The sequence below is a fragment of the Rhizorhabdus wittichii genome, from assembly GCF_017607425.1.
In the GTDB taxonomy this organism is placed as follows: domain Bacteria; phylum Pseudomonadota; class Alphaproteobacteria; order Sphingomonadales; family Sphingomonadaceae; genus Rhizorhabdus; species Rhizorhabdus wittichii.
The window spans coordinates 670865-683406 of sequence record NZ_CP059319.1 but is presented as its reverse complement, the minus strand read 5'-3'; the positions used below and the strand labels follow the sequence as shown (position 1 = coordinate 683406).

General features: G+C 70.0%; 12 protein-coding genes. 6 read left to right on the top strand and 6 right to left on the bottom strand.

Annotation, left to right across the window (positions count from 1 at the left end):
• Window positions 1–48: 48 nt before the first annotated feature.
• Both HRJ34_RS03380 and HRJ34_RS03375 read left to right on the top strand, forming a co-directional pair.
• Window positions 49–1236 (top strand): toxic anion resistance protein, encoded by a 1188-nt coding sequence (locus tag HRJ34_RS03380; protein WP_208633338.1) that lies wholly within the window; start codon window positions 49–51, stop codon window positions 1234–1236.
• Between the two features lie 16 nt (window positions 1237–1252).
• Window positions 1253–1966 carry a hypothetical protein gene (locus HRJ34_RS03375; protein WP_016747602.1) on the top strand — a complete coding sequence of 238 codons (714 nt, stop codon included), beginning with the start codon at window positions 1253–1255 and terminating at the stop codon, window positions 1964–1966.
• 208 nt (window positions 1967–2174) lie between these two features.
• On the opposite strand, the gene HRJ34_RS03370 is transcribed toward HRJ34_RS03375, so the two are convergent.
• A complete protein-coding gene (locus HRJ34_RS03370; protein ID WP_226949025.1) occupies window positions 2175–3017 on the bottom strand; it encodes an ABC transporter substrate-binding protein in 843 nt (280 codons plus the stop codon).
• A 45-nt stretch (window positions 3018–3062) separates the two neighbouring features.
• Between HRJ34_RS03370 and HRJ34_RS03365 the strand changes: the two genes are divergently transcribed.
• Window positions 3063–4067 (top strand): FecCD family ABC transporter permease, encoded by a 1005-nt coding sequence (locus tag HRJ34_RS03365; protein ID WP_011951109.1) that lies wholly within the window; start codon window positions 3063–3065, stop codon window positions 4065–4067.
• Complete coding sequence (locus HRJ34_RS03360; RefSeq protein WP_208633336.1) at window positions 4061–4861, top strand: ABC transporter ATP-binding protein; 801 nt, start codon at window positions 4061–4063, stop codon at window positions 4859–4861. Before HRJ34_RS03365 ends, HRJ34_RS03360 begins: the two co-directional genes overlap by 7 nt.
• On the opposite strand, the gene HRJ34_RS03355 is transcribed toward HRJ34_RS03360, so the two are convergent.
• Both HRJ34_RS03355 and HRJ34_RS03350 read right to left on the bottom strand, forming a co-directional pair.
• Window positions 4801–5754: a glycosyltransferase family 2 protein gene (locus HRJ34_RS03355; protein ID WP_208633335.1), complete on the bottom strand. Its 954-nt coding sequence runs from the start codon at window positions 5752–5754 to the stop codon at window positions 4801–4803. The two genes, HRJ34_RS03360 and HRJ34_RS03355, sit on opposite strands and share 61 nt — an antisense overlap.
• A gap of 31 nt (window positions 5755–5785) precedes the next feature.
• Window positions 5786–7300: a hypothetical protein gene (locus HRJ34_RS03350; protein WP_226949024.1), complete on the bottom strand. Its 1515-nt coding sequence runs from the start codon at window positions 7298–7300 to the stop codon at window positions 5786–5788.
• Between the two features lie 58 nt (window positions 7301–7358).
• Here HRJ34_RS03350 and HRJ34_RS03345 point away from each other — a divergent pair, with 58 nt between their 5' ends.
• Both HRJ34_RS03345 and mazG read left to right on the top strand, forming a co-directional pair.
• On the top strand, window positions 7359–8249 hold the full coding sequence (locus HRJ34_RS03345) for a LysR family transcriptional regulator (protein WP_030090544.1): 891 nt from the start codon (window positions 7359–7361) through the stop codon (window positions 8247–8249).
• Window positions 8250–8254: 5 nt separating this feature from the next.
• Window positions 8255–8986 carry a nucleoside triphosphate pyrophosphohydrolase gene (gene mazG, locus HRJ34_RS03340; protein WP_030090543.1) on the top strand — a complete coding sequence of 244 codons (732 nt, stop codon included), beginning with the start codon at window positions 8255–8257 and terminating at the stop codon, window positions 8984–8986.
• Window positions 8987–9074: 88 nt separating this feature from the next.
• On the opposite strand, the gene hflX is transcribed toward mazG, so the two are convergent.
• The 3 genes from hflX to ntrX all read right to left on the bottom strand — a co-directional run bounded on the left by hflX (window position 9075) and on the right by ntrX (window position 12540).
• Window positions 9075–10403 carry a GTPase HflX gene (hflX, locus tag HRJ34_RS03335; protein WP_011951103.1) on the bottom strand — a complete coding sequence of 443 codons (1329 nt, stop codon included), beginning with the start codon at window positions 10401–10403 and terminating at the stop codon, window positions 9075–9077.
• On the bottom strand, window positions 10400–10882 hold the full coding sequence (gene hfq / locus HRJ34_RS03330; protein WP_011951102.1) for an RNA chaperone Hfq: 483 nt from the start codon (window positions 10880–10882) through the stop codon (window positions 10400–10402). Before hfq ends, hflX begins: the two co-directional genes overlap by 4 nt.
• 269 nt (window positions 10883–11151) lie before the next feature.
• A complete protein-coding gene (ntrX, locus tag HRJ34_RS03325; RefSeq protein WP_011951101.1) occupies window positions 11152–12540 on the bottom strand; it encodes a nitrogen assimilation response regulator NtrX in 1389 nt (462 codons plus the stop codon).
• Between the last annotated feature and the right edge of the window lie 2 nt (window positions 12541–12542).

The following is a 12542-nucleotide window of genomic DNA, read 5'->3' as shown; positions in this document are numbered from 1 at the left end:
CCCATGCGGCCATCTTCCGTCCAACAACGCATCAGGAGACCAAGGGGCATGGCAACCACGACGACGACCGAGGAACCCGATCTGGTGCTGCAGGCGCCGGCTCCGGTGAAGGTGCTCGCTCCGGAGAAGGCCGCCGGTCTCGTGCCGCTCAGCGACGAGCAGCGCTCCAAGCTCGACGAGAAGGTCGACGGCTTCATCGAGGAACTGGTCGCGCAGGACGTCAACAGCCCCGAATTCGGCAAGCGCGTCGATTCGATCAGCAATATGGGCCGCAAGGAGATCGCCGAGGCGGCCGGCCAGTCGAACCGCTTCCTCGACCGTCCCGTCCGCGCGATGGATGCCGACACCGGCGTCGGCGCCGACCTGGCCGAGCTGCGCCGCACCATCGAGGATCTCGACCCCGGATCGAAGGGCGACCTGTTCACCCGCCGGAAGCTGTTCGGGATCATCCCGTTCGGCAGCCGGATGCGCGACTATTTCGACAGCTACAAGTCGGCGCAGAGCCACATCTCCTCGATCCTGCGCAACCTCGCCTCGGGCAAGGACGAGCTGATCAAGGACAATGCCGCGATCGACGTCGAGCGGCAGAATCTGTGGGCGGCGATGGGCCGGCTCGAACAGATGATCCACCTGTCGAAGAAGCTCGACGACAAGCTCGAGGCCAAGGCGCTCGAACTCGACAGCAGCGATCCGGAGAAGGCCAAGACGATCCGCGAGACCGCTTTGTTCTACGTCCGCCAGCGCAGCCAGGACCTGCTGACCCAGATGGCGGTCACCGTGCAGGGCTATCTCGCGCTCGACCTGGTCAAGAAGAACAATGTCGAGCTGGTGAAGGGCGTCGACCGCGCCTCGACCACCACCGTCTCGGCGCTGCGCACCGCGGTGACGGTGGCGCAGGCGCTGACCAACCAGAAGCTGGTCCTCGAACAGATCACCGCGCTCAACACGACGACCGCGAACATGATCGAGTCGACCGGCTCGATGCTCAAGAACCAGACCGGCGAGATCCACAAGCAGGCCGCCGCCTCGACCATTCCGATCGAGACGCTGCAGCGCGCCTTCCAGAACATCTACGACACGATGGACACGATCGACCGCTTCAAGGTCGAGGCGCTGTCGTCGATGAAGCAGACCGTCAACACGCTGACCAGCGAGGTCGAGAAGTCGCGCGGCTATATCGCGCGGGCCGAAGGCGCCAACCAGGCGCAGGCCGAGCCGTTCAAGGCGCTGGAATAGGATAGCGGGACAGCCGATGGCCGACAGCCGCGTCACCATGGACCGCGCCGAGGAAGTGCTCGAACGCATCCGCGCGCGCACCACGCCCCGCGCGATCAAGGCGCATCGCCGCCGCGTCGTCGGCTTCTTCCGCCGGCTCAAATATGCCTTCTTCGCGGTGCTCGGCGTCGCGCTGGCCGGGGGGCTGATCGGCAGCTTCGTCACCCCGCTCGGCATCTGGGGCTTCTTCCTGATGCTGGTGGCGATGGCGATCGTCTTCTTCGGCATCCTCGGCTGGCCGCAGGCGCCCGAACCGACCCCGCAGCAGATGGCGAAGAGCGATCTGCCGCTGCTGCCGTCGCAGACCGAACGCTGGCTGGAGGCGCAGCGCCCCGCCCTGCCCGCGCCCGCGCAGCAACTGGCCGACGCGATCGGCATCAAGCTGGAGGCGATCGGGCCGCAGCTCGCCCAGATCGACCCGCGCGAGCCCGCCGCCTTCGAGTTCCGCAAGTTGATGGCCGAGGAGCTTCCCGAGCTGGTCGAGGGTTACAAGCGCGTGCCCGAGGGGATGCGCCGCGCCGAACGCAACGGCAGCTCGCCCGACCGGCAGCTGGTCGAGGGCCTCCAGGTCGTCGACGAGGAGCTGGCGCGGCTGAGCGAGCAGATCGTCAGCGGCGACCTCAACAAGCTCGCGACCCAGGGCCGCTACCTAGAACTCAAATATCGCGGCGAGGACGGCGAGACGCGCTGAACCGCCCCCATTCCGCCACCGTCACCCCGGCGGAGGATCGTAGGCGGACAGCGGACTGCCGGGGGCAGTCCGCAGCCGGAGATCGGCTCGCAAAGCGAGCCGGGGGGTCTCGGGAGAGAGGAGATAAGGCCGAGGCAGGAACCGCCTGAGATGCCGGCCTCCGCCGGCATGACGGTGAATGGGCCGTCCGATTAACAGTCGGATGCCCCTATCTCCGCCCGTCCGCCCGCTCGATCCCCCGGTACAAGGTCGCCATCGCATCGGGATAAGACGGGCCGCCGCACGTCGTCAGCGCCTCGGGGATGACGATCCGCCGGCCCGGCGGCACCGCGCGGCGGAGCAGCGGGTGCTGGAGCAGCTCGGTTCCCTTGTCGCGGACCTGGTCGCCATTCTCGACGAGCAGGAAGTCGGGCCGCGCCACCGCCATCTCCTCCAGCGACAGGCGCGACAGCATCGGCCGGTCGAGCCGGGTGGCGAGGTTGGTCAGCCCGGCGCGACGCATCATCTCGTCGATCAGCGTCCCCTGCCCGGTCAGATAGCCGCGCCGCTGATAATAGGCCGCGATCCGACCCCGCCCTGGCGGCGGGCCCAGCGCCCTGATCCGGGCGCGCATCGCCGCGATCAGCGCCTCGCCGCGCGCGGGATGGCCGATCTCGGCGGCGATCGTCCGCGCGGTCCGCTCGATGCCGGCGAAGCTGTCGGCCCAGCCGATGTCGACGAGCCGCACCTTGCGGCTGCGCAGCACCGCCAGCGCCGCCGGGGTGCCGAAGCCCGAGGTGAAGACCAGGTCGGGCTTCAGCGTCAGCATCTCCTCGGCGCTGCCGCGCACCGCCGGAAAGCGCCGCGCCTTCGCGACGCCCCACGACATCGCCGGATCGTGCGAGAAGCGGTTGAGCGCGACGATCTGGCCCGGATCGGCGAGCAGCAGCAGATATTGGTCGGCGCACAGGCTGAGCGAGACGATCCGCCGCGGCGCGGCCGACAGCGGGCCCGCCGCCGTGAGCGCCAGCGACAACCCCGTCAGGAGCCGGCCAAGATTTCGGAACCGCATCGGCTTCTCATTCGGAGAAGGGCCCGCTAGGGTCAAGCCGCCCCGATGAGCAGCACCTTCCCCAAGCGCCTGATCCTGATCGCCGCGCTGGCCGCCGCCGCGCTGCTGCTTGCCGTCGGCTCGCTGCTGACCGGGCCGACGCGCTTCGGATCGGGCGAGATCGCGGCGATCCTGGCGGGCGGCGGCGATCCGGTGCTGCGCGCCGTGCTGCTCGAACTGCGACTGCCGCGCGCGCTGCTCGGCCTGCTGGTCGGCGGGATGCTCGGCCTCGGCGGCGCCGTCCTGCAAGGCTATCTGCGCAACCCGCTCGCCGAGCCGTCGGTGCTCGGCACCTCCAACGTCGCGGCGCTCGGCGCGGTGATCGCGCTCTATTTCGGGCTTGCCCAGGCGCATCCGCTGGCGCTGCCGCTGCTCGCGGTCGCCGGGGCGCTGCTCGGCCTCGCGCCGCTGCTGCTGCTCGCCGGGCGCGCCGAAAGCCCGCTCTCGCTGATCCTCGCCGGGATCGCGGTCGGCACGCTCGGCGGCGCGGGGATCAGCCTCGCGCTCAACCTCGCGCCCAATCCGTTCGCGGCGATGGAGATCATGAGTTGGCTGATGGGGTCGCTCGAGGATCGCTCGTTCGAGCATTTCTGGCTGGCGCTGCCCTGCATCGCGATCGGCGCGACGCTGCTGCTGTGGAACGCTCGCGCGCTCGACGCGCTGACCCTGGGCGAGGACGCCGCCCGGACGCTCGGCGTCGACCTGCGCGCGCTGCGCTGGCGGCTGCTCGCCGGGGTCGCGATCGGGGTCGGCGGCGCGGTCGCGGTGTCGGGCGCGATCGGCTTCGTCGGGCTGATCGTCCCGCACCTGCTCCGCCCGCTCACCGATCGCTCGCCCTCGGCGCTGCTGCTGCCCTCGGCGCTCGGCGGCGCGGCGCTGCTCAGCGCGGCCGACATCGCGGTGCGGCTGATCCCGACCGCCGACAGCGAGCTGCGGCTCGGCGTGCTCACCTCGCTGCTCGGCGTCCCCGTCTTCCTCTACCATCTGGTGCGCGAGCGGCGGCTATGGTGACCCTGTCGATCGAGGCGCTGCGGATCGATCTCGGCGGCCGCGCGATCCTGCACGGCATCGATGCCGAGATGCGCTCGGGCAGCCTGATCGGCGTCATCGGCCCCAACGGCGCCGGCAAGTCCACGCTCGCGCGCGCCGTGACCGGGCTGCTCCGCTCCGCCTCCGGGCGCGTCGCCATCGACGGGACCAACGTCCGCGCCTTTTCGCCCGCCGATCTCGGCCGCCGCATCGCCTATCTGCCGCAGGGGCAGACGGTGCATTGGCCGCTGACGGCCGAGCGGCTGGTCGCGCTCGGCCGCCTGCCCCATCTCGCCCCCTTCTCGGCCATGGCGCGCGCCGATCGCGACGCGATCGAGCGGGCGATGGCGCGCGCCGACGTCGGCGGCCTGCGCGAGCGGGTCGTCACCGAACTGTCGGGCGGCGAGCGCGCCCGCGTGCTGATCGCCCGCGCGCTGGCGGCCGAGGCGCCGGTGCTGGTGGTCGACGAGCCGCTCGCCGCGCTCGACCCCGGCCACCAGCTCGAACTCATGGACCTGATGCGCGCCGAGGCCGAAGCGGGGACGCTCGTCCTGCTGATCCTCCACGACCTGGCGATGGCCGCGCGCTTCTGCGACCGGCTGCTGCTGCTCCATGAAGGTCGGCTGGTCGCGGACGGCGCCCCCGGCGCGGTGCTGACCCCCGAATATTTGAGCGACTGCTATAATATTCGCGCCTGGACCGGCACGATCGAGGGTCAGGCGGTGGTGCTACCGATCGAGCGGTCGTCGCCGCCCGGCGCGGCGAAGCTGAGATAGGCGAGCCGCCGCACCTCGCGCCGGCCGCGCACGACGGTGGCGAGGATCAGCCCGCAGAACAGGTTGAGGAAGGCGAGGATCATCAACCCGGTGGCGAGCATCGCGGTGGGCAGCCGCGGCACCAGCCCGGTCTGGAAATAGGTGATGCCGAGCGGGATGGCGAGCAGCACGGCGAACAGCGCCAGCGCCGCCGCGATCACCCCGAAGAACAGCATCGGCTTCTCGATCCGGAACAGCGTCGCGATCGTCCAGAGGATGCGCCAGCCGTCGCGATAGGTCGACAGCTTCGACGCCGACCCCTCCGGTCGCGCGCCATATTGGGTGACGAGCTCGCCGACCGGCATCTGCAGCTCCAGCGCGTGGATGCTGATCTCGGTCTCGATCTCGAAGCCCGCCGAGAGCACCGGGAAGCTCTTCACGAACCGTCGCGAGAAAACCCGATAACCCGATAGGATATCGGAGAAAGTCCGTCCAAACAGGCGCGCCAGCAGGCCGGTCAGCATGCGGTTGCCGAAACGGTGCCCGCGCCGATAGGCGGCCTCGACCTCCGACTTGCGCGCGCCGACCACCATGTCGAGCCGCTCGTCGAGCATCATCCGGATCATCTCCGGCGCCGCGGCGGCGTCATAGGTCGCGTCGCCGTCGGCCATCACATAGATGTCGGCCTCGACGTCGGAGAACATCCGCCGCACGACATGGCCCTTGCCCTGCATCCGCTCGGTCCGGACGATCGCGCCGGCGGCGCGGGCGACCTCGACCGTGCGGTCGCGACTATTGTTGTCGAACACGTAGATGCGCGCGTCGGGCAGCGCCCGGCGGAAAGCCGCGACCGTCGCGCCGATCGCCGCTTCCTCGTTGTAGCAGGGCAGGATCACGGCGATATCGGGCGTCATGACGGCCTGATAGCCGGGGCCGCGGGGCTTGTCATCCGTCCGTGGCGCGCGCTTCCCCGGCGCCGCGCCAGAGCAGGCCGGCAATGATCGCCGCCAGCGGCAGCAGCCAGACGATCCGCGCCTGATAGCGCGCCTGCGGCTCGGATATGCCGCCGCCGAGCAGCGCGTTGGCCGCCAGCGCGACGACGATCAGCAGCAGCCAGAGACGAAGGTCGTCCCGCCGCTCGCCGCCCCGCCGCGCATCGACCGCCAGCCAGGCCAGCAGCAGCAGGATCGCGGCGACGATCGCGCCCTGTTGCAGCCGCGCGATCGCCGGCTGCGGCCACAGCCCCCGGCCGCCCAGGCTGGCCTGCAACGCCGCCCGCTCGCGCGGCGGCAGCGCCGGCCAGCAATGCGGGCCCGCGACGCAGGCATAGTTGAGCAGGTCGGCCTCGACCGCGATCGCCTGCCGCCAGCCATTGCAGAGGATGTCCGCCCCTTGCGCCAGCGGATGATCGGCAAGCACCGCCAGGGCGAAGGCCTTGTCCTCGGCCGACAGCGCCCGGCGGGTCGCGGCGTCGGCGAACATATAGCCGCCCTTCGCCGGATCGTGCGACCAGAGCAGGTCCGCCACCACGACCTCGTCGCGATCGGCCCAGGCGCAGGCGGCGAACCCCGCCTCCGGGCAATGGCGGCGCAGATAGTCGAGGCCGGGCCCGTCCGCCATGAAGCGCGCGGTGAGCAGCGGGACGAGCAGCGGCTTGCGACCGAACACCTGCTCGACCACCGTCGAGGTGAGCAGCACCGACGCGATCCCGGCGGCGAGGATCAGCAGCGTCGGCGCGATCGGCGCGACGATCCGCGCGCGGGGCCAGTGCCCCGCCCACGCCCGGATCGCCAGCACCGCCGCCATCGCCGCGACGATCAGGATATGGGTGAGGTGCGCGACCACCGACAGCAGCAGCAGCGCGAGCAGCCCGATCCGCTCGCCCCGCGCCAGCCGTCCGCGATCGATCGCGAGCAGCAGGAAGGCGAGGATGCCGATCCCGGCGAGCAGGTCGGGCATCAGCAGGCCGGTGAAATAGGGCAAGGCGGTGACCGCCGACAGCAGCAGCACCGTCCCCGCGACGGTCGCCGGCCGGGCGAGCCCGAACAGGCGCAGCGCGACGCGGACCAGCCAATAGGCGATCGCCGCCTGGGCGACGACGAACAGCCAGAAGCGGCTGAGCAGGTAGCTGAGCCACAGCAGCGCCCCGAAATAGGGCGAGCGGCCGGCCATGATGCTCTCGCTGGCGAGGTCGTTGCCGCGCGCGCCGACATGGCGGTCGGCGTCGCGCGCCTTGCCTTCGGGGTCGAGCGAGCGGCGATAATGCTCGGTCCATTCGGTGCGGATGCGCTCGCCCGAGAAGATATAGGCGGCGCTGTCGGCGGCGCGGACATAGGCGGTGCTGTCGGGGAAATAGAAGGGCTGCCCGTTGATAAAGGCAGGCCAGGCCAGCGCCAGCACGCAGCCCAGATGGAACAGCCATCGCTGAAGCACCGCCCCGATCCCCGCATCAAACCCCATCCCGTCATCCGGGATTAGCGATGGCATTGCAACCGATGTTGGGGCAGCAGGGGACGGGATGCATGAAGATTACAATCTTTTCGTCACCATCGTCGAGGCCGGCAGCCTGTCCGCCGCGGGCCGGCGGCTGCGCATCTCCCCGGCGATGGTGTCGAAGCGGCTCGCCCGGCTCGAGGCACGGCTCGGCGCGACGCTGGTCCATCGCACCACGCGGCGGCTGCTGCTCACCGACGTCGGCCAGGGCTTCTACGAGGACGCCAGCCACATCCTCGACGCGGTCCGCACCGCCGAGGCGCGGGTGGCCGGGCGGGTCGGGCAGCCGGGCGGGCGGCTGCGCGTCTCGGCGCCCACCTCGTTCGGGCGGATGCACGTCGCGCCCTATCTCCGCGCCTTCCTCGATCGCTATCCCCGGATCGAGCTGTCGCTCGACCTCGACGACGGCTTCGTCGACCTGCTCGGCGAACGGATCGACGTCGCGATCCGCATCGCCACCCGGCCGGAAGGATCGCTGGTCGCGCATCACCTCGCCGAGAATCGCCGCATCCTCTGCGCCGCCCCCGCCTATCTCGCCGCGCAGGGCACGCCCGCGACCCTCGCCGACCTCTCCCGCCACCGGCTGCTCGCCGCCGACCACCAATTCCCCTGGCGGCTCGAAGGGCCCGACGGCCCGGTGGGGCTCGACGGGGTGAGCGCGGTCCGCACCAATTCGAGCGAGGTCGCGCGCGAGCTGACCGTCGCCGGGCTCGGCATCGCGCTGCGGTCGACCTGGGACGTCGGCCCGGCGCTGCGCGACGGATCGCTGGTCCGCATTCTGCCGGAGATCAGCGGCGCGACCGACGTCGCCATTTACGCCGTGCAGCCGCGCGGCACCGCCGGCGCGCCCAATGCCGGCGCCTTCGTCGACCATTTCCGGGCGCTCTTCTCGCCGGTGCCGCCCTGGGATAGGTGACGGTCATGCTTGAAGAACTTCGCGACATCATGGCGCGCCTGCGCGACCCGGAAACCGGCTGCCCCTGGGACGTCGAGCAGGATTTCCGCACCATCGCCCCCTATACGATCGAGGAGGCCTATGAGGTCGCCGACGCGATCGAGCGCGACGACATGGCGGCGCTGCGCGACGAGCTGGGCGATCTCCAGCTCCAGGTCGTGTTCCACGCCCGCATGGCCGAGGAGGCCGGCGCGTTCGACCTGAAGGACGTGCTCGATTCGATCAGCGCGAAGATGATCCGCCGCCATCCCCATGTGTTCGGCGACGGCGCAAGCCCCGGCTGGGAGGAGATCAAGGCCGCCGAGCGCGCGGGCGCGTCGGAGGACCGCAGCGCGCTGGCCGGGGTCGCGTCCGCCCTGCCCGCGCTGCTCCGCGCCGAAAAGCTCCAGAAGCGCGCCGCGCGCACCGGCTTCGACTGGCCAGATCCCGACGGCGCGCGCGACAAGGTCGCCGAGGAGATCGACGAGGTCCGCACGGCGGCGACCGATGCCGACCGCTTCGAGGAGATGGGCGACCTGCTGTTCGCGGTGGTCAACTGGTCGCGCAAGCTGGGCATCGACCCCGAAGCGGCGCTGCGCGCGGCCAATCTGAAGTTCGAGAAACGCTTCCGCGCGATGGAGGATATCGCCGGGGAGGCCTTCAAGGGCCTGTCGCTCGACGACAAGGAAGCGCTCTGGGTGCGGGTGAAACGATCCTGAACGTCATTCCAGCGAAAGCTGGAATCTCATTGCCTTAGCTCGCTCAGTAAAAGTGCGATCCCAGCTTTCGCTGGGATGACGATGCGCGTCAGCGCGCCTCGAAGCGCGCCAGGTCCTTGTCCGACAGCCGCACCTCGACGATCATCGCGTCGCCCTCGACCTCCTGCCCGATCACCTCGCCATTGGCGTGGAGCCAGGCCAGCGCCGCGCCGTCGGCGATCGGCACCGACAAGGTGCGGACGCGGTTGCCGGTCGACAGCCGGTCGGACACCAGCCGGCGCAGCTCCTCGACGCCCTCGCCGGTCAGCGCCGACAGCGGCGCGACGTCGTCGCGGCGCGCGGCCTCCGCCTCGGTCGCGGCGCGGGCCTCGGGATCGAGCATGTCGATCTTGTTCCAGACCTCCAGGATCGGCGCGCCCTCGCCGGCCTCGCCTGAGCCATGCCCTTCCGGCGCCCTGGGGCCGACGCCGATCTCGCCCAGCACCGCCAGCACGTCGCCCGCCTGGGCGTCGCTGTCGGGGTGGGATATGTCGCGGACGTGGAGGATGATGTCGGCGCCGGTGACCTCCTCCAGCGTCGCGCGGAAGGCGGCGACGAGCTGGGTCGGCAGGTCGGAGACGAAGCCGACCGTGTCGGACAGGATCGCCTTGTCGAGGCCGGGCAGCGAAATCTGCCGCATCGTCGGGTCGAGCGTGGCGAAGAGCAGGTCCTCGGCCATCACCTTGGCCCCGGTCATGCGGTTGAACAGGGTCGACTTGCCGGCGTTGGTGTAGCCGACCAGCGCGATCACCGGCCAGGGCGCGCGCTGCCGCCGGGCGCGGTGGAGGCCGCGGGTGCGGCGCACCTGCTCCAGCTCGCGGCGCAGCTTCGCCATGCGGTCGCGGATCAGGCGGCGATCGGCCTCGATCTGGGTCTCGCCCGGGCCGCCGAGGAAGCCGAAGCCGCCGCGCTGCCGTTCGAGATGGGTCCAGCTCCGTACCAGCCGGCCCGCCTGATAGTCGAGATGGGCGAGCTCGACCTGCAGCCGGCCCTCGGCGGTCGCCGCGCGCTCGCCGAAGATCTCCAGGATCAGGCCGGTGCGGTCGATCACCTTGGCCTCGGTCGCCTTCTCCAGGTTGCGTTGCTGGATCGGGGTCAGCGCCGCGTCGACGATGATCAGCTCGGCCTCGCCCTGGCGGGCGGCAAGTGCGATCTGGTCGACCTGGCCGGAGCCGAACAGGGTCGCGGGCTTGGGATCGCGCAGGCGGAAGGCGAGCTTGTCGACCACGTCGACCCCGATCGCGGCGGCAAGCCCTGCCGCCTCGTCGAGTCGCGCCTCCGCGCTGCGAGGATTGTCGCCGGAACGTTCGGGCAGGGCCACCAGCGCTCGCGCGCCGCGGCTCAGCCCGTCGTCCTCGTCACGGTTGAAGACGCTCAATCGTCGTCCGTGCTGTCGATCTCGGCCAGGTTGATCGGATGCGCCGGCTGCACCGTCGAGATCGCATGCTTGTAGACGAGCTGGCTGAGACCATCCCGCCGCAGCAGCATGCAGAACAGGTCATAGGCCGCGATCTCGCCCTGGAGCATGACGCCGTTGACGAGGAACATCGTCACCGGCTCGCGCGCCTTGCGCACCGCCGAGAGGAACACCTCCTGCAACAGGTGGGACTTCTTGTCCTCGAAGCTCTTGTCGATCTCCGCCATGTCGAGCGGATGCGCGGGCATCACCGTCGAGATGGCGTGCTTGTAGATGAGCTGCGACTGGCCGTCGCGGCGCAGCAGGACCGAGAAATTGTCGAACCAGGTGATGATGCCCTGGAGCTTGACGCCCTTCACGAGGAACATCGTGACGGGCGTCTTGGTCTTACGGACCGAGTTGAGGAAGATATCCTGAAGATTATTGACCTTGTCGGCCATTGCCGGTCTCCGGTCTTGGCGGGTCATGGCCCGCTGATTGCGCCGTTGCATGGCGTCGTGCAGCCCGCGCCACATGCGGGGCTGGGTGCTTCATATAGCAGCTTGGCGGGCGCGTCCATCTCGCAGTTGCAGCAAAACCGCTCGCTTCGCCGCAACCCTCCCATCGTCATCCTGACGAAAATCAGGATCTCCCTTCTTCTTCAACATCTTGCCAGAGCTTACTGAAAGACAGTGAGATCCCGGCTTTCGCCGGGATGACGGTCCGGAGGTTACTCCTCCCCCTCCTCCCGCGGATCGACCAGTCCCAGCGTCTTGAGCTTGCGGTGGAGCGCCGAGCGCTCCATGCCGATGAACGAGGCCGTCTTCGAGATATTGCCCGAGAAACGGCGGATCTGGACGCGCAGATATTCGCGCTCGAACGTCTCGCGCGCCTCGCGCAGCGGCGTCCCCATGATCGATCGGGCCGCCTCGCCCGGCGCCAGCCGCGCCTGGTCGCTCAATATCTCGGGCGGGAGCATGTCGAGTTCGATCTGGCCGATCCGCTCGCCGGGCGCGAGGATGATCGTCCGCTCGACGATATTGCGGAGCTGACGGACATTGCCCGGCCAGTCGTAGGTTTGCAGCGCGCCGACCGCATCGTCGGTGACGACCGGAGTCGGCACCCGCCGTTCGGAGGCGAAGCGCGCCAGGAAATGTTCGACCAGCGCCGGGATGTCCTCGCGCCGCTCGGCCAGCGGCGGGATGTTCACCGGCACGACGTTGAGTCGATAATAGAGGTCCTCGCGGAAACGCCCGGCGGTGATCTCCTCGGCCAGGTTGCGCGAGGTGGCCGAGACGACGCGGACGTCGACCTTGACGATGCGCTGCCCGCCGACCCGGTTGAACGCCTGTTCAGTCAGCACCCGCAATATCTTCGCCTGGGTGGTGAGCGGCATGTCGGCGATCTCGTCGAGGAACAACGTGCCGCCATGCGCCTGTTCGAGCAGGCCGGGGCGAAGCAGCTCGCCATTCTCCTCGACCCCGAACAGCTCCTCCTCGACCCGCTCGGGCTCCATCCGCGCCGCGCTGACGACGATGAAGGGCGCCTGCGCGCGGTGGCTCCAGACATGGAGGAGGCGCGCCGCCACCTCCTTGCCGACGCCGGCCGGGCCGCTGATCAGCACGCGGCTGCCGGTCGCGGCGACGCGTTTCAGCGTGGCGCGGATGCCGTTGATCGCGCCCGAATTGCCGGTGAGTTCCTCCTCCTGGCCAATCTGCGCCTTGAGCGTCGCATTCTCGCGGCGCAGCCGGTCGGTCTCGGTCGCGCGGTCGACCAGCAGCAGCAGATGCTCGGCCTCGAACGGCTTCTCGATGAAGTCGGTCGCGCCGCGGCGGATCGCCGTCACCGCGGTGTCGAGATTGCCGTGGCCCGAGATCATCAGCACCGGCAGGCTCGGGTCGCGGCGCTTGATCTCGTCGAGCAGGTCGAGCCCGTCGAGGCGCGATCCCTGCAGCCAGACGTCGAGCAGCACGAGCGACGGCCGCCGCTCGTCGATCGCCGCGAGCGCCGAGTCGCTGTCGGCGGCGGTGCGGGCGGCATAGCCCTCATCCTCCAGCACGCCCGCCACCAGGTCGCGGATATCCGCCTCGTCGTCGACAATCAGGATTTCGAGCGCCATGC